General features: G+C 71.9%; 16 protein-coding genes. 9 read left to right on the top strand and 7 right to left on the bottom strand.

The annotated features are described in order from the left end of the window. Window positions 1-312 precede the first annotated feature (312 nt). The 4 genes from scpB to ACTWPV_RS10965 all read left to right on the top strand — a co-directional run bounded on the left by scpB (window position 313) and on the right by ACTWPV_RS10965 (window position 4,370). The gene (gene scpB / locus ACTWPV_RS10980) at window positions 313-924 is read left to right on the top strand and encodes an SMC-Scp complex subunit ScpB (RefSeq protein ID WP_443151974.1); all 612 of its coding nucleotides are present in this window, start codon (window positions 313-315) and stop codon (window positions 922-924) included. Then, complete coding sequence (locus tag ACTWPV_RS10975) at window positions 921-2,732, top strand: pseudouridine synthase (RefSeq protein WP_443151662.1); 1,812 nt, start codon at window positions 921-923, stop codon at window positions 2,730-2,732. Before scpB ends, ACTWPV_RS10975 begins: the two co-directional genes overlap by 4 nt. A 69-nt stretch (window positions 2,733-2,801) precedes the next feature. Then, a complete protein-coding gene (aroH, locus tag ACTWPV_RS10970; protein WP_132606764.1) occupies window positions 2,802-3,161 on the top strand; it encodes a chorismate mutase in 360 nt (119 codons plus the stop codon). Window positions 3,162-3,224: 63 nt separating this feature from the next. Beyond that, the gene (locus tag ACTWPV_RS10965) at window positions 3,225-4,370 is read left to right on the top strand and encodes a prephenate dehydrogenase (RefSeq protein ID WP_443151661.1); all 1,146 of its coding nucleotides are present in this window, start codon (window positions 3,225-3,227) and stop codon (window positions 4,368-4,370) included. Window positions 4,371-4,667: 297 nt separating this feature from the next. On the opposite strand, the gene ACTWPV_RS10960 is transcribed toward ACTWPV_RS10965, so the two are convergent. The 3 genes from ACTWPV_RS10960 to ACTWPV_RS10950 all read right to left on the bottom strand — a co-directional run bounded on the left by ACTWPV_RS10960 (window position 4,668) and on the right by ACTWPV_RS10950 (window position 6,708). Continuing rightward, window positions 4,668-5,510 carry a PhzF family phenazine biosynthesis protein gene (locus ACTWPV_RS10960; protein WP_443151660.1) on the bottom strand — a complete coding sequence of 281 codons (843 nt, stop codon included), beginning with the start codon at window positions 5,508-5,510 and terminating at the stop codon, window positions 4,668-4,670. 101 nt (window positions 5,511-5,611) lie between these two features. After that, complete coding sequence (locus ACTWPV_RS10955; protein WP_347621437.1) at window positions 5,612-5,806, bottom strand: DUF2795 domain-containing protein; 195 nt, start codon at window positions 5,804-5,806, stop codon at window positions 5,612-5,614. A gap of 47 nt (window positions 5,807-5,853) precedes the next feature. Then, window positions 5,854-6,708: a glycosyltransferase family 2 protein gene (locus ACTWPV_RS10950; RefSeq protein WP_347642866.1), complete on the bottom strand. Its 855-nt coding sequence runs from the start codon at window positions 6,706-6,708 to the stop codon at window positions 5,854-5,856. A 190-nt stretch (window positions 6,709-6,898) separates the two neighbouring features. Here ACTWPV_RS10950 and ACTWPV_RS10945 point away from each other — a divergent pair, with 190 nt between their 5' ends. The 4 genes from ACTWPV_RS10945 to aspS all read left to right on the top strand — a co-directional run bounded on the left by ACTWPV_RS10945 (window position 6,899) and on the right by aspS (window position 11,431). After that, window positions 6,899-7,546 (top strand): dihydrofolate reductase family protein, encoded by a 648-nt coding sequence (locus tag ACTWPV_RS10945; protein ID WP_443151659.1) that lies wholly within the window; start codon window positions 6,899-6,901, stop codon window positions 7,544-7,546. Window positions 7,547-7,734: 188 nt separating this feature from the next. Further along, window positions 7,735-8,433: a (d)CMP kinase gene (cmk, locus tag ACTWPV_RS10940; RefSeq protein WP_443151658.1), complete on the top strand. Its 699-nt coding sequence runs from the start codon at window positions 7,735-7,737 to the stop codon at window positions 8,431-8,433. A 35-nt stretch (window positions 8,434-8,468) separates the two neighbouring features. Next, window positions 8,469-9,860, top strand: coding sequence for a ribosome biogenesis GTPase Der (der, locus tag ACTWPV_RS10935; protein WP_443151657.1), 1,392 nt, complete (start codon window positions 8,469-8,471; stop codon window positions 9,858-9,860). A 308-nt stretch (window positions 9,861-10,168) separates the two neighbouring features. Beyond that, window positions 10,169-11,431: an aspartate--tRNA(Asn) ligase gene (gene aspS, locus ACTWPV_RS10930; protein WP_443151656.1), complete on the top strand. Its 1,263-nt coding sequence runs from the start codon at window positions 10,169-10,171 to the stop codon at window positions 11,429-11,431. A gap of 28 nt (window positions 11,432-11,459) precedes the next feature. Here the strand turns inward: aspS and ACTWPV_RS10925 are convergent, their stop codons facing one another. From ACTWPV_RS10925 to ACTWPV_RS10915, 3 genes are read right to left on the bottom strand one after another with little or no spacing between them, the layout of a single operon-like run. Further along, window positions 11,460-13,160, bottom strand: a complete 1,701-nt coding sequence (locus ACTWPV_RS10925; protein WP_443151655.1) for an MFS transporter — start codon at window positions 13,158-13,160, stop codon at window positions 11,460-11,462. Continuing rightward, window positions 13,157-13,807, bottom strand: coding sequence for an LppX_LprAFG lipoprotein (locus ACTWPV_RS10920; protein WP_443151654.1), 651 nt, complete (start codon window positions 13,805-13,807; stop codon window positions 13,157-13,159). Before ACTWPV_RS10920 ends, ACTWPV_RS10925 begins: the two co-directional genes overlap by 4 nt. A 59-nt stretch (window positions 13,808-13,866) precedes the next feature. Further along, window positions 13,867-14,325, bottom strand: coding sequence for a MarR family winged helix-turn-helix transcriptional regulator (locus ACTWPV_RS10915; RefSeq protein ID WP_347621430.1), 459 nt, complete (start codon window positions 14,323-14,325; stop codon window positions 13,867-13,869). Between the two features lie 34 nt (window positions 14,326-14,359). Here ACTWPV_RS10915 and ACTWPV_RS10910 point away from each other — a divergent pair, with 34 nt between their 5' ends. Continuing rightward, window positions 14,360-15,274, top strand: coding sequence for a cation diffusion facilitator family transporter (locus ACTWPV_RS10910; RefSeq protein ID WP_443151653.1), 915 nt, complete (start codon window positions 14,360-14,362; stop codon window positions 15,272-15,274). A 14-nt stretch (window positions 15,275-15,288) separates the two neighbouring features. Here the strand turns inward: ACTWPV_RS10910 and ACTWPV_RS10905 are convergent, their stop codons facing one another. Further along, window positions 15,289-15,465: a hypothetical protein gene (locus ACTWPV_RS10905; RefSeq protein ID WP_347642874.1), complete on the bottom strand. Its 177-nt coding sequence runs from the start codon at window positions 15,463-15,465 to the stop codon at window positions 15,289-15,291. Window positions 15,466-15,467: the final 2 nt, after the last annotated feature.

The raw sequence follows: 15,467 nt of genomic DNA, 5'->3' as shown, positions 1-15,467 counted from the left end.
ACCCCCGGCCCGGGCGAGCCGGAGGCCCACAGGGGCAGGTCCGTCCCTGGGGGGACGCCGTCCCAGGACGGCACGACGTCCAGGGTTGGGACGCGGCCGGACGAGGACCTGGGACGTGACGAGGACCTGGGCCCGGACGAGGACGTGGCGCAGGACAGGGAGCGGGTGCCGCAAGAGGAGCCGGTGGCTGGTGCTGACGGGCCGGCCTTCGCCGCTGACAGGACGGCTGAGGGCGACGGGCCGGTGACCGGCGCCCGCCGTGACGAGGCGGCGGACGGCACGAACACCACACCGGCCACGGGAAACGGCGCCCTGGCACCCGGCGACGGGCCAGACGTGGACGCCGCTGCCGGACGCGCGGTGGGAGCCGAGCCGGGGGAGGGGCCGAGGCTCGAGGCGGCGCTGGAGGCTATCCTGCTTGTCGTTGACGAGCCGGTCGCCGAGGTGACCCTGGCTCAGGTGCTCGAACGGCCCACCCACGAGGTCGCCGCGGCGCTGCGTGGGCTGGCGGCGGAATACACGGCCGCCGGACGGGGTTTCGACTTGAGAGAAGTGGCGGGTGGTTGGCGTTTCTACACGCGTGCCGACTGCGCGCCGCTGGTCGAAAGGTTCGTACGCGACGGCCAGCAGACGCGGCTGACCCAGGCCGCGCTCGAAACACTCGCGGTCGTGGCCTACCGGCAACCGGTGAGCCGTTCCCGCGTCGCCGCCGTACGCGGCGTCAACAGCGACGGTGTCATGCGCACACTCGTCGCCAGGGGGCTGGTCGAAGAGGCCGGCACCGACCCGGAGAGCCAAGCGGTGCTCTACCGGACAAGCTCATACTTCCTTGAACGTCTGGGACTACGGGATCTGAGCGAGCTCCCCGAACTCGCGCCCTTCCTCCCCGACGACGTGGAAAACCTCGAGGAGACAACAAAGTGATCAACAGGCGCAGCACCCCGTCCGGTGATGGACGCGGTCGTGGACGCACAGGCGGCTCCGGCCGTGGTGGGCGTCCCGCCTTCCGCTCCGACGACGCCCGCGGCGACTCCCGGCGTGACGACGACTTCCGCGGTGGGACCGGCCGAAGAGACTCCAGAGGCGGGTCTCGCCGTGACGACTTCCGGGGCGACGACCGTGGCCGCGGTCGCGACTCCGCACGCGACTCCCGGCCCTCCCACGACTCCCTCCGCGCCGACCGGGGCGGCACCCGCGCCCGGTACGGCGGGCCCGCCGGGCGCGACGACGCCGGCGGCGGCCGCTACGCGCGCGGAGCCGGCCGCGACGACCGCTTCACGGGCGGCGACCGCGACGACCGTTACGACCGCGACGACCGTTACCAGAGCGAGGGCCGCGAGGATCGCCACGGACGTGGTGAGCGTCCTCGTGGCGACCGGGGAGGCTACCGTTCCGAGCGTCGTGACGAGCGCGCCGGCGGCGGTTACCGTTCCGAGCGCGGCGGTGGTTTCCGGTCCGAGCGTCGGGACGAGCGTGGCGGCGGTTACCGGTCCGAGCGCGGCGACAGGTACGAGCGTCGTGATGAGCGTGGCGGCGGTTACCGGTCCGAGCGCGGCGACAGGTTCGAGCGTGGTTACGGGTCCGAGCGGCGTGACGAGCGCGGCACCGGTTACCGTTCCGAACCGGGCGGCAGGTCCGACCGGGGTGGCTACGGAGGCGAGCGGCGTGATGAGCGCGGCGGGTTCCGGGCCGACAGGAGCGGGCGCCGTGAGGCCGGTTCCCGGAGCGCCGAGTCCACCAGGTCCCGTTACGGCAGGCGCGACGGCGATGCCCGCACCGGGCGCGACACCGGGCGCACCACACGTGACACCGGCCGCACCGGGCGTGACGCCGGGCGTACCGGTCGTCCCCGGCGGGACGACGTCCAGACGATCGGGGGCAGGCGCGGCGGCGGAAACGGCTACGGCAGCCCTCAGCACGACCGGGTGAAGGCGGCCCGCCAGCCCCTGCGCGACCGTGACTTCTACCCCGAGGGCTACTCCGACGAGCGCGACACCACCGAGGTCCCTGACGGCGTGCGGCTGCAGAAGGTACTCGCCCAAGCGGGCGTCGCCAGCCGCAGGGCGTGCGAGGAGATGATCGGCGAGGGCCGGGTCACGGTGAACGGCCAGGTCGTACGGAGGTTCGGCGCCAAGGTCGATCCCGCGACGCAGGTCATCCACGTCGACGGGAAGCGCATCCCCACCGCCCCCGACCTGGTCTACTACGCCCTCAACAAGCCCATCGGCGTCGTCTCCACGATGGACGACCCGCAGGGCCGCCCGTGCCTGGCCGACTACGTCGAGGAGCTGGCGCCGAGGCTGTTCCACGTGGGCAGGCTCGACACCGAGACCGAGGGCCTGCTGCTGCTCACCAACGACGGCGAGCTGGCCAACAGGCTGACGCATCCGAGCTATGGGGTGCAGAAGAAATACTGGGCCAAGGTGCCCGGGCCGATCCCGCGTGATCTGGGCCGCAGGCTCAAGCAGGGCATCGAGCTGGAGGACGGCATCGTCAAGGCCGACAGCTTCACCGTCGTGCAGGAGCACGGGCAGCAGGCGCTGGTCGAGGTCGTGCTGCACGAGGGCCGCAGGCACGTCGTGCGGCGCATGCTGGAGGTGGCGGGCCACCGGGTGATCGACCTGGCCAGAATCGAGTTCGGTCCGGTGAAGCTGGGCCGTACGAAGCCGGGCACCATCCGGGCGCTCAGCCTGAAGGAAGTCGGCGAGCTCTACGCCGCCGTGAAGCTGTAACCTGGCCGGAAGAAGGAGCCCGTGCGATCCTCGCGCGGGCTCTCCCGGTTAGGGAAGGGGACTGACCACATGGTGCGCGCGATTCGTGGGGCGATCCAGGTGGACGCCGACGACCGTGGCTCGATCATCGAAGGGACGACCGAGCTGGTCAGCGCGATCATGGAGCGTAACGAGCTGACCCCGGATGACGTGATCAGCGTGCTGTTCACGGCCACGCCCGATCTGACGGCCGAGTTTCCCGCGCTCGCGGCGCGGAAACTGGGTTTCCACGAGGTGCCGCTGATCTGCTGCACCGAGATCGCCGTGCCGGGTGCGCTGCCCCGCGTGGTGCGGCTCATGGCCCACGTGGAGACCGACCGGCCGAGAGCCGAGATCCAGCATGTTTACCTGCGTGGCGCGGTGGCGCTGCGGCAGGACATCGCGCAGTGAGCGACCGGGCATCACATAACGAGATACTGGCTATCCCAATGGCCCGATAAATCAGGACACCAGATGGATCTTCGCACCGTGCTCGTCGTCGGCACCGGTCTCATCGGCACCTCCGCGGCGCTGGCGCTGCGCAAGCGCGGTGTGCGCGTGCTGCTCGCCGACCGCGATCAGGGAGCCGTACGGCTGGCACGGGAGCTCGGGGCGGGCGAGGAGTGGCGGCCCGGCGGCCCGCACCTCGCCCCGCCCGGCGGCCAGGCCCTCGAGGAAGCAGTCCCGCAGGAGGGCCGGGCCACTGAGCAGGCTGACCTGGCGATCATCGCGGTGCCTCCCGCCCACGTGGCGACCGAGCTGCTCGAGCTGCAGCGGCTCCAGGCGGCCAGGTTCTACACCGACGTCGCCAGCGTCAAGGCGGAGCCCATCCACCGGGCCGCGCAGCTCGGCTGCGACCTGTCCGCCTACGTCGCCTCCCATCCGCTCGCCGGCCGCGAGAAGTCCGGCCCGGGGGCGGCCAGGGACGACCTTTTCCTGGGCCGGCCGTGGGCGCTGTGCCCCACGGAGGAGGCCGACCCCGAGGCGAAGGCGGCCGTGCTGCGCCTGATCGAGTTGTGCGGCGCCAACGCGGTCGAGGTCAGCGCCACCGACCACGACCGCGCCGTCGCCGTCGTCTCCCACGCCCCCCACGTCGCGGCCTCCGCCGTGGCCGCGCGCCTGGCCGACGCCACCGACGTCGCTCTCGGTCTGGCCGGGCAGGGCGTGCGCGACGTCACCCGGATCGCGGGCAGCGACCCCGGGCTCTGGCTCGGCATCCTGTCGGGCAACGCCTCCCCGGTCGCCGAGGTGCTCGAAGCCGTCGCGCACGACCTGGCCGACGCGGCGAGCGCGCTGCGGGCCCTGGCCGAGGGCGACGGCACCGCGACCGGCGAGATCACCCAGCTGCTCAAGCGGGGTGTCGTCGGCCACGATCGTATCCCCGGCAAGCACGGCGGCCCCGCCTCCTCCTACGCCGTCGTCCAGGTCGTCATCGGCGACCGCCCCGGCCAGCTGGCCCGGCTGTTCCAGGTGTGCGACGAGGTCGGCGTCAACGTCGAGGACGTGCGCCTCGAGCACGCCCCTGGGCTGCCGCTGGGCATCGCCGAGCTGTCGGTGGAGCCCGACGCGGCCGCAACGCTCTCCGAGGCCCTGCGCGAACGCGGCTGGCAGGTCCCCTAGCGTCATCCGCCCGGGATCCGTCGGCGATGTCCAGCGAGGGATTCCGGGATCGCTTCGCCGAAGGTCGGAGGCCGGCGTTCGGTGACGCGGGCGGCTATCGGGGGCGGATCCCCAGGCGCTGAGAGATGCGCAGGAGATAGCCGTCCGGGTCCTGCACCGCGAACCGGCCACGCCCACGGCATCGACGGCGCGCTCGTACCAGCGCTCTTCCAGCGCGAGCCACATGTCGTGGCCGGCGGCGAGCAGCGTGGCACGGCCTCGCTGAGACGACCTTGGACGGCGAACCCCGAACTGCCGCTACCGAATGGGCACTGCGGTGCCCGAGACCTTGACACGGGAGTCGCCGGGAACGGTGGTACACGTCAAGAGGCTGGGCCGCCCCATGTCGACGCCCTGGTGAAGGGTGAGAACGGCGCCATCTTCAAGACGTCCCAGCGTACGCAGGTAGCCGGTGAAGGCGGCGGCCGCGGCACCGGTGGCGGGGTCCTCGACCACGCCGCCGGGCGGAAACGGGTTGCGGACGTGGAAGACGGCGGGGGATGCGCGCCAGAAAAGGTGGATGGTAATCCATCCCGAGTCAGACATGATCTTGCTGAGGGCATCGAAGTCGTAGTCGAGATCGGCCAGACGGCCCCGGCTGGACGCGGCCAGGACGAGATGGTCGTTGCCGGCGGAGGCGACGTGCACCGGGTAGTTGGGGTCCAGATCGTCGGCCGACCAGCCCAGTGCGGCCAGCACGGGCCGTGTCTCCTCTTCGGAGGCTTGGCGGGTGGAGGTCGGCGGACTGGTCAAGGTGGCGATGAGCCCACCGGCCGGATCCGCGGCGATCTGCACCGGGACCGGGCCCGCCTGGGTAGCAAGGTTCACGGCTCCGGGGCCGATCTGCTCGCCGAGCGCGATCGAGGCAGCGATCGTCGCATGGCCGCAGAAGGCGACCTCGCTCAGCGGGCTGAAGTACTGGATCCGGTACTGGCGCTCATCCGTGGTGGGGTGCAAGAAGGCCGTCTCGGAGTAGCCGAGTTCGGCGGCGATGGCGAGCATGTCCGCGTCCGACAACTCCCGGGCGTCCAAGACCACTCCGGCGGGGTTGCCGCCGGTGGGAGTTGTGGTGAAAGCGGCGTACCTCAATATTTCAGTCATGTGGTCATCATGACGTATGCGGGCCGACCTGTTTCGGCGAGCGATCCCGGCCGCCGCCGCGGCGGGCGGGCCCCCAGCCCCGCCCGCCGCGTCCCCGCGACTCAGCGTTTGGTGACGGCCTCGCTGACGGCGTTCGGGCCGTCGTACTCGCGGTCGGGCATGGCCTCCAGGGCTTCGACGATGTCCTTGCTCGCGTTGTGGTCGCGCGCGGCCTTGATCAGATCGGCCTTGCCTGCCGGGTAGTCGACGCCACCCAGGTGTTTCTGCAGGTCGATCGGGTTAGGTGCGGTACTCATGCCCGCCTGCTGCCCCCGTTCCGTGAGACGTAACCGCACGCCCGCGCTCAGCCGCCGGCCCGCTCCAGCCGCCGCCGTGCCCGCTCCACGGCGCGCGGCAACCCCCGCCGCTCCGCCAGCGCCCCTGGAAGGCGCGGTACGGCCGCACGCAGTCCCTCCCACCCGGCGGGTCCCGCACGCAGGGCGTCGAGCGCCCGCCGCGCCACCACCGGCCACGGGCGGCGCAACACCGCGGTGAGTACGGCGTTGCGTAGAGCCAGCGCCCGCCTGCCACGCGGGTCCTTGGCCGGCGACGGGTGGTGGTGGGCCACGACGTCGTCCACGTACGCCAGCCCCCACCCCTTCGCGGCCAGGTCGACCGCCAGGCGCTCCTCCTCGCCGAAGAAGAAGATCACGTCGTCGAAGCCGCCCGCCTCCAGGAACGCCTCCCTGCGCACCACCGCCCCGCACGCCAGGAACCCGAGGACGCTCGGCCCTGGCAGATCCGGCTCGATGCCGAGCGGCGAGTGACGCATCAGCTCCGACACCGGATCCAGCCGCTCCTCGGGGCCCACCAGCACGCGCGCGCCGAGCACGGCCAGCCGGGGATGGGCGTCCAGCACGTCGGCGGCCAGCTCCAGCGCGCCGGGCGCCCACCAGGAGTCGTCGTCGGCGAAGGCCACGTACGGCGTCTCGGCCATCCGCACGCCGATGTTGCGGGCGGGCGCGCCCAGGTTCGTGTCCTGCTCCACGAGCCGGACGTCGGGGAAGTGCCGGCTGACGAACCCCGCCGTCCCGTCGGTCGAGCCGTTGTCCACCAGGATCACCGGGCGCGGATGCTTCGGGAGCGAACGGACCAGCGCCCGCAGCCGATCCTTGCTGGCCACGACGACGGTGACCCGTGCGTTGTCCGTCCCTGTCACACCCGGTCACTTACCGGAGCGGTGGGCGTTAGTCCTGATCAGGGCCACAGCGGGCGGCCGGGCGGGGCGGGTGCGCCGGGTGCGCCGGATGATGGTGCGGGCGCAAACCCTGGTCGCGGTGGTCGAAGACCCAGAGCTGTCTCTAACGTACACAGTGTCTCAGGCACCGTCAGTCCTGGAGGAAGCGATCATGAGTAGGTTGCGCGTTCACAACTTCACGATCTCGCTGGACGGCTTCGGCACCGGCGAGGGTCAGGCTCCTGGCGCCCCGTTCGGTCACGCCGGTGAGCGCCTGCACGACTGGATGTTCACCACCCGGTACTGGCACGAGATGGGCGGGGGCGGCGGCGGGAGCGCCGGCGCCGACAACGCCTTCGCGACGATGCACGGTCACGGCATCGGCGCCGAGATCATGGGCGCGGGCAAGTTCGGCCCGCCCGGCTGGCAGGACGACCCCGGCTACAAGGGCGCGTGGGGTGCCGACCCGCCGTTCCGCACGCCGGTCTTCGTGCTCACCCACCGGCCGCGGCCGTCGATCGAGATGGAGGGCGGCACCACGTTCCACTTCCTCGAGGCCTCGCCCGCGCAGGCACTCGACAAGGCCCGCGAGGCGGCCGGAGGCCAGGACGTGCGCCTCGGCGGCGGGCCGTCCGTCATACGCGACTTCCTCAGAGAAGGGCTGGTCGATCACCTGCACGTCGTCCAGATCCCGATCCTGCTCGGCCGTGGCGTCCGGCTCTGGGACGGCCTGGAGTCGCTGGAGGAGGCGTACGACATCGAAGCGGTCTCCACGCCGTCCGGCGTCACGCACCTGACGTTCACCGCGAAGAGCCGGTGACCGCCGGCACGGCCGAGCCGTAGGCCCCTGGCAGGCGAATGAGGGCCAAGCCAGCCCTCCCGGTCATCGCCGCCGCCCCCACGTGCCGGTCAGGGTGCCGCTCGGCCCGCTCGAAAGCTGGATCGCCGACCGAGCCGGAGGCTGTAGCCTCTTCAAGTCGGGTGGAACAACGTGAAGAGGGAGAGACCGTGACCGGTCTGGTCGTCGCCATGGACGGCCCTTCGGGGTCGGGCAAGTCGAGCGTCTCGCGCGGAGTGGCCCGCGCGCTGGGCCTGCGTTACCTCGACACCGGGGCGATGTACCGCGCGATGACCTGGTGGATGCTCCGGCAGGGTGTCGATCTGGCCGACCCCGGCGCGATCGCGGCCCGCTGTGGCGAGCCGCTGATCGTCTCCGGCACCGACCCTGACAGCCCGGCGATCCATGTCGACGAGGTCGACGTCGCGGGGCCGATCAGGGAGGCCGACGTCACCGGAGCCGTCTCCGCCGTCTCCGCCGTCCCCGAGGTCCGCGCCCGCCTGGTCGCGCGGCAGCGGGAGATCATCGGCGACGGCGGCTTCGTGGTCGAGGGACGCGACATCGGCACGGTCGTCTGCCCCGGCGCCGCCGTCAAGATCTACCTGACGGCCAGCGCCGAGGCGCGTGCCCTGCGGCGCAGCGCGGAGCTGGCCGGCTCGACCGTCCGGGCGCAGCAGGAGGCCATGGCCAGGCGTGACACTCTCGACTCGACACGTAAGGCCGACCCACTCTCGATGGCGGATGGCGCCGTCGAGCTCGACACCACCGCGATGAGCCTCGACGAGGTCATCGCGGAGGTGCTGAGACTGGTCGCCGAGCAGGCGGGCCCGGGCGGGCCCGGCGGCGACCGCATTCGCGAGCGCACCTGACGAGCAGGTGCGGTACTCACTAAGGACGAAACATCGTGTCAACGGGGGATTGGGTCGAGGCCGACCTCGACGATCTTGAGATAACCGAGCACGGCGACGCCGCGCCGCTGCCGGTCGTCGCCATCGTGGGGCGGCCGAACGTCGGCAAGTCCACGCTGGTCAACCGCATCATCGGCCGCCGCGAGGCGGTCGTCGAGGATGTGCCGGGGGTCACCCGCGACCGCGTCACCTACGAAGCCAACTGGCGCGGCCGCCGCTTCACCGTGGTCGACACCGGAGGGTGGGACCCCGACGCGACCGGGATGAACCTGCGCATCGCCGAGCAGGCCCAGATCGCGGCCGAACTGGCCGACGTGATCGTGTTCGTGGTCGACACCACCGTCGGCGCGACCGACGCCGACGAGACCGTGGGCTCGGTGCTGCGGCAGTCGGGCAAGCCGGTCATCCTGGCCGCCAACAAGGTCGACAACCAGCAGATGGAGCTGGAGGCCGCCGCGCTGTGGTCGCTCGGGCTCGGCGAGCCCTATCCCGTCTCCGCCCTGCACGGCCGCTCCAGCGGCGACCTGCTCGACGTGGTGCTCGACGCGCTCCCGGAGACGCCCGAGGTGACGTTCGGGGCCGAGCGCGGGCCCGCCCGCGTCGCGCTGCTCGGCAAGCCCAACGTCGGCAAGTCCTCGCTGCTCAACAAGCTGGCGGGGGAGGAGCGCGTCCTGGTCGACCCGATGGCCGGCACCACCCGCGATCCGGTGGACGAGCTGGTCGAGCTGGGCGGCCGCACCTGGCGTTTCGTCGACACGGCCGGCATCCGGCGGCGCGACCGCGAGCTGCAGGGCGCCGACTTCTACGCCGCCATGCGCACGCGCGCGGCGCTGGAGCGCACCGAGGTGGCGATCGTGCTGATCGACGCCAGCCAGCCGCTCACCGAGCAGGACCTCCGCATCATCGGCCTGGTCATCGAGTCGGGGCGGGCGATGGTGGTCGCCTTCAACAAGTGGGACCTGGTCGACGAGGACCGCCGCTACTACCTGGAGAAGGAGATCGACCGCCAGCTCGTACGCACTCCGTGGGCGCTGCGCGTCAACATCTCCGCCAAGACGGGGCGGCACGTCGACCGGCTGGTCCCCGCGCTGGAGAAGGCCCTCGACTCGTGGTCCACGCGGGTGCCGACGGCCCGGCTCAACGCGTTCCTGACCGAGCTGGTGCAGCAGACGCCGCCGCCGGTTCGGGGCGGCAAGCAGCCGAAGATCCTCTTCGCCACGCAGGCGTCGGTGGAGCCGCCCAAGTTCGTGCTGTTCACCTCGGGCTGGCTCGAAGACACCTACCGCCGCTTCGTCGAGCGCCGCATCCGCGAGGAGTTCGGCTTCGCCGGGTCGCCGATCGAGGTCACGATGAAGATCCGGGAGAAGCGCTCGAAGAAGGACCGGTAGCGGACCGGGGGCGGCAAAGGTTTTGCCGTTCCCTCCGCGGGCTCGTAGGATCGACCGCAAACGTCGACGGAGACGAGTAGCCGAGGGCCCGCACGGGCCGAGAGAGCCGCCGGCAGCTGTGAAGGCGGTCCCGTGCACCTCTGGTGAAGACACTCCCGAGTGCGGGGAGGAAATGCCCCGCCGCCTGACCAGCGTCACCGGGTCCTCGAGGCCGCCTCGACCAGGGGCGGCGAAAGTGCGGTGGCACCGGGAGCTCCCTTCTCCCCCGCACTCCCAAGGGATCATGCATTTCCTCGTGAGGAGCTGTGATGATCTCTCGTGTCATGTCGGCGGAGCTCGCTGAGCACGCCGGGCAACGAGTGACGATCGCCGGCTGGGTCCATCGCCGCCGGCAACTGAAGTCCGTGTCCTTCCTCGTCGTCAGAGACCGCACCGGCCTCGCCCAGGCGGTGACCGCGCACGACCTGCCGGGCGAGGAGAGCGTCGTCGAGGTCACCGGCACCGTGACGGCCAGCCCGCAGGCCCCCGGAGGGTTCGAGCTGGTCGCGCCGGAGATCGAGGTGCTGGCGGAGCCGTGCGCGGCGCCGCCGTTCGACCTCTACCGGCCGGAGCCGGGCGCGACGCTCCCGACGATCCTCGACCACGCGCCCGTCGCGCTGCGGCACCCCCGCCTCAGGGCGCCGCTGGAGATCGCGGCCGCGAGCGTGGCCGGGTTCCGCGAGACGCTCGACGGGCTCGGCTTCACCGAGATCCACACCCCGAAGATCGTCGGCTCGGCCACCGAGTCCGGCGCGAACGTCTTCGGCATCGACTACTTCGGCCGGCCCGCCTACCTGGCGCAGTCGCCGCAGTTCTACAAGCAGGCGATGGTCGGGGTGTTCGAGCGGGTCTACGAGGTCGGGCCCGTCTTCCGCGCCGAGCCGCACGACACCGTACGCCACCTGGCCCAGTACACCAGCCTCGACGCGGAGCTCGGCTTCGTCCGCGACCACCGCGACGTGATGGCGGTGCTGCGCGAGGCGGTGGCGGGCATGCTGGGGTCGGTACGCCGCCGCGCCGGCTCCGCGGCCGCCCTGCTCGGCGTCACGCTGCCCGAGGTGCCCGCCGAGATCCCGGCCATCCACTTCACCGAGGCGCAGCGGATGACGTCCTCCGAGGAGCCCGACCTGTCACCCGCGCAGGAACGCCGGCTGTCGGAGTGGGCGCTGCGGGAACACGGGTCGGAGTTCCTCTTCGTCACCGGCTACCCGATGGCCAAGCGGCCCTTCTACACCCATCCCGACCCCGCCAGGCCGGGCTACTCCAACGGGTTCGACCTGTTGTTCCGGGGACTGGAACTGGTCACGGGCGGGCAGCGGCTGCACGTGTACGCGGACTACGTCGCCGCGCTGGCCGCCCGGGGTGAGGGGACGGAGGCGTACGAAGGGTATTTGCAGGCCTTCAAGCACGGGATGCCGCCGCACGGTGGGTTCGCGCTGGGGCTTGAACGGTGGACGGCGCGGCTGACCGGCGCCGCCAACATCCGCCAGACCACCGCCTTCCCCCGCGACCTGCACCGCCTCTCCCCGTAACCTGCCCGCCGTCCGTCGCCCGGGCCCCTCAGCGGGCCCGGGCGACGGACGGCATGAGCAGCGCGACGCCCGCGCCGAGCACGCAGATGAACGCCGTGACCAGGAACATCTCGGTGTACTCGACGTGCAGCGCCGCCTGCACCTTCGCGGTGTAGTCGGCCAGCCGCCGCTGGTAGGTCGCGGCGTCCACGCCGAACGGGAGCGGCGTGTCCAGGTGGGCGGTCAGCGACTGGAACCGGTAGAAGCCCCACGCCGACACGGCCGCGATGCCGATCAGCATGCCCATCATCCTGGCCACCACGACCGCCGCCGAGGCGACGCCGTGCTGGGCCGCCGGGCTCACCCGCAACACCGCCGACGACACCGGCGCGATCACCAGCCCCAGGCCCAGGCCGGCGACGACGAGGTGGAGGTCCATCAGCGGGCCCGCGCTCTCCAGGTCGAGCGGCCAGCGGCTCATCAGCCAGTAGCCGGCCGCCGCCAGCGCCATGCCCGCCACCGCCACGGCGCGGTCACCCGTCCTGCGCGCCAGGAGCCCGCCGAGCAGCGCGCCCACCGTCAGCGCGGCCAGGAACCTGGCCAGGATCAGTGACGCCCCCAACGCGTCGGCGCCGAGCAGCGTCTGGGCGGTGAACTGGACGAACACCATGGTCACGAGCAGCGCGGCCCCGGCCAGGAAACTCACCGCGAGGGTGGCGAGCAGCGGGCCCTTGCGGGTGCCGGACAGGTCGAGCAGGCGGACGGGGGAGCGGATCTCCCACCAGACGAAGATCACGGCCGCCAGCGCGCCGGCGGCGATCACGGGCAGCCCCCACGGGGGGAGCACGGCCCTGGCGGGGTCGGGGTTGTACAGGCCGACCACCAGCAGCCCGAGCGCCAGCGCCAGCAGCCCGCCACCGACCACGTCCACCCGGTCGGCGCCCGCGGCGACGAGCCGCCCTCGGGGGGTGCCGGTGAGGGCGTCGCCCGCTTCGGCTCGCGCGGGGGTCGATCGCCCTGCGGTGGTGTCCGCGGGGTCGTCGCCCGCTTCGGTCGCGTGTGGGGGGAGCGACCGTCCTGCGGCCGTGCCCGCGCGGAGCCGTCCCGATTCTGTGATGTCCGCCGAGGCGGTGGACGTCCGGGCAGAGCGTACGGGGCGGCCAGGGACCGTGAGGTGCACGGCGACGGCGGCGAGGGCGGCGAGGGGCAGGTTGATCCAGAAGATGGCGTGCCAGCCGCCCAGCTCTACCCCTGCCACCACGGTGCTGGGGACCAGCGCCAGCACCCCGCCGTACAGCGGCCCGAGCGCGCTGCCCAGTTCCTGGGCCGCACCCACCGCCCCCAAGGCCAGGGGCCGCTCGTGCTCGTCCCACAGGTCACCGATGAGCGCCATCGTGATCGGCAGCAGCGCCCCGCCCGCCACCCCCTGGACGGCGCGCCCGGCCACCACCATGACCTCCCCGGCCGCCAGCGCCGTCAGCACCGAGCCGAGGGCGAACGCCGCCAGGCACGCGTGGATCAGCGGCCGCCGGCCGTAGCGGTCGGAGAGCTGGCCGAGCAGCGGCATCGCGGCGATGTACCCCAGCAGGAAGCCCGTCACGATCGGCGTGGCCCGCTCCAGGTGGTTCAGCGGGATGCCGACGTCCTCGGCGATGTCGATCAGGACCGTCACCACGACGTACGCGTCGAGCGCGGCCAGCAGCACCACCGCGCCGCCCGCGCCGAGCACGACCCGGCGGGCGCGCCTCATTTCGCGGCGGGCGGGGTGATCGTGACCGGCGCGTCGTAGTCGCTGAACGACACCGTCACCGTGCCGCCCTGCAACGGCAGGCTGGCCCGGGTGAGCCGGCTGGAACCCTGGTCGAGCCAGACCTTGCCGTTGACGCCCTGCGTGACGCCGGGAACGATCTGGCCGACGACCTGCCCCGGGAACGTCGTGGCGACGCGGTAGGCGCCGTCCTCCACGCCTTCGACCTTCGGATCCGTGGCCGAGGCGAGCAACTGGGCGATGCCCTTGGTCGGCTCGAGGATCACCGAGGGGTCGTAGAACTGCGCCAGCTGCTGCCGGGTCATCTTCTGGAAGCCACCCGTCGGGCCCTTGAAGTGCACGGTCTCCCCGACCAGGGCGAAGCTGACCTCCTGCAGGGTGCCCAGCACGTCAAGCGTGATCGTGCCGTCGGCGTCTCCCGCGGCGGTGAGCCGGCCGTCGGCCTGCTTGACCGGCACCTTCGGCTCGCCCTCGGTCGCGATCGAGAAGGTGGCCGACTTGACGGCCTTCATGGCCTCAGAGGCCTTCTTCATCAGCTCGGGCCCCGCGGGCAGTTCGCCGGCGTCCCCGCCGGACGAGCACGCCGCCGCCAGCGCCAGCACGGCCACGATCAGTAGCTTTCTGAGCATGAGCGGATCGTAGCGAGCGGTACGGAGGTCCGCGCACCCTCGCCGATATCGGTTGGGTGTCAGCGCAGCTTCTTCAGCTGCTCCACGATCGGCGCGTAGGCCGCCTCGATCGTTTCGAGCTGATCGTCGGTGAGCCGGTCGACGAAGTGCTCGCGCACGCTGGCCACGTGGAACGGCGCCACCCGCTGGATCGTCTCCCACCCCTCGTCGGTCAGCACCGCGAACGTGCCCCGCCGATCGTCGTGACAGTCTTCCCTGGTGACCAGGCCCTTGGCCTCCATGCGGGAGATCTGGTGCGACAGCCGGCTGCGTGACTGGATCGTCGCGTCGGCCAGGTCGCTCATGCGCATGCGCCGCCCGGGGCTCTCGGAGAGGTTGACCAGGATCTCGTAGTCGTTGACCGTGAGCGAGAACTCCTGGAGCTCGCGGTCGAGCCGGTGCATGAGCAACCTGTGCAGCGCCAGGTGCGTGCGCCAGGCACGCTGTTCGGCGGGAGAAAGCCAGCGAGGCGCGCTCATGATCTCCAATCTAGCGCACGTAAAGTCGTACTTCATGAAGGGGGAGAGCCTGCGCACCGTGCTCGTGGCGGCCGCGGCCAACCTCGCCATCGCTCTGGCGAAACTCGTCGCGGGCCTGGTGGGCGGCTCGGCGGCCATGTTGTCGGAGGCGGCGCACTCGGCCGCCGACACGGTGACCGAGCTGCTGTTGCTGGTGGCGGTGCGCCGTTCGGGCAGGCCCGCCGACCGGCGGCATCCGTTCGGGCACGGCAAGGCTGGCTTCGTCTGGGCGCTGATGGCGGCGGTCACGACCCTGGTGGGCGGGGCCGGGTTCTCCATCACGAACGGCCTGCACGAGATCGGTCACGGCGAGGACCTGTCGAACCTCACACCGGCGTACATCGTGCTGGCGGCCTCGTTCGTGTTCGAGGGCATCTCGTTCGCGCGGGGGCTCGCGCAGTTGCGCGCCGAGGCCGCCCGGCGCCGGGTCGGCGTGGTACGCCTGGCGCGCATGACGTCCGACACCGCGTTGAAGGCCGTGCTGTTCGAGGACGCGGCAGCGCTGTGCGGGCTGCTGGTCGCGGCCACCGGGCTGGTCGCCTCGCAGCTCACCGGCTCGGCACTGTGGGACGGCGCGGCCTCGGTCGTGATCGGCCTGCTCCTGCTGGTCGTGGCGCTCACCCTGATCCAGGCGAACATGTCGCTGCTCATCGGCCAGGCCGCGACCCAGCGGACCGAGACGGGCATCCGGGCGGTGCTGCTGGCGCAGCCGGAGGTGGAGGACGTGGTCGAGCTGCTGACGATGATGATCGGCCCGGGGGAGATCCTGGTCGCCGCGAAGATCGATTTCAGGGACGAGTCGAGCGCGGCGGGCGTGGAGCGGGCCTGCGAGGAGGTGGACCGCCGGCTGCGAGACCAGATCTCCGGGGTCAAGCACGTCTTCCTCGACCCGACCCCGACCCGCCGCTGAGGTCGCCCCGCCGCTCAGCTGAACGCCATGACGATCGCGACGCCGACGACGTGCATCAGCACGACCGCGACGAGCAGCGACACGAACACGAACTTGGCCGGCCCGTGCTCGAAGGTCTTGCCCTCTTCGAGCGGCTTACGCTGCGCCATGCGGTCGGCGATGCGCTCCTCAAGGGGCTTACGGTAGAACATGC

This window comes from Nonomuraea sp. KM88 (genome assembly GCF_052245635.1).
Classification (GTDB): Bacteria; Actinomycetota; Actinomycetes; order Streptosporangiales; family Streptosporangiaceae; genus Nonomuraea.
The sequence above is the reverse complement of the archived record's forward strand: the minus strand, read 5'-3'. Positions and strand labels throughout refer to the sequence as shown.

Coding starts and splice junctions, on each gene's coding strand:
- ACTWPV_RS10955 (WP_347621437.1), bottom strand. CDS start 5,806: ATGAGTACCGCACCTAACCCGATCGACCTGCAGAAACACCTGGGTGGC.
- ACTWPV_RS10910 (WP_443151653.1), top strand. CDS start 14,360: ATGAAGGGGGAGAGCCTGCGCACCGTGCTCGTGGCGGCCGCGGCCAAC.
- ACTWPV_RS10965 (WP_443151661.1), top strand. CDS start 3,225: ATGGATCTTCGCACCGTGCTCGTCGTCGGCACCGGTCTCATCGGCACC.
- ACTWPV_RS10945 (WP_443151659.1), top strand. CDS start 6,899: ATGAGTAGGTTGCGCGTTCACAACTTCACGATCTCGCTGGACGGCTTC.
- ACTWPV_RS10915 (WP_347621430.1), bottom strand. CDS start 14,325: ATGAGCGCGCCTCGCTGGCTTTCTCCCGCCGAACAGCGTGCCTGGCGC.
- ACTWPV_RS10925 (WP_443151655.1), bottom strand. CDS start 13,160: ATGAGGCGCGCCCGCCGGGTCGTGCTCGGCGCGGGCGGCGCGGTGGTG.
- aroH (WP_132606764.1), top strand. CDS start 2,802: ATGGTGCGCGCGATTCGTGGGGCGATCCAGGTGGACGCCGACGACCGT.
- aspS (WP_443151656.1), top strand. CDS start 10,169: ATGATCTCTCGTGTCATGTCGGCGGAGCTCGCTGAGCACGCCGGGCAA.
- ACTWPV_RS10920 (WP_443151654.1), bottom strand. CDS start 13,807: ATGCTCAGAAAGCTACTGATCGTGGCCGTGCTGGCGCTGGCGGCGGCG.
- ACTWPV_RS10960 (WP_443151660.1), bottom strand. CDS start 5,510: ATGACTGAAATATTGAGGTACGCCGCTTTCACCACAACTCCCACCGGC.
- ACTWPV_RS10905 (WP_347642874.1), bottom strand. CDS start 15,465: ATGTTCTACCGTAAGCCCCTTGAGGAGCGCATCGCCGACCGCATGGCG.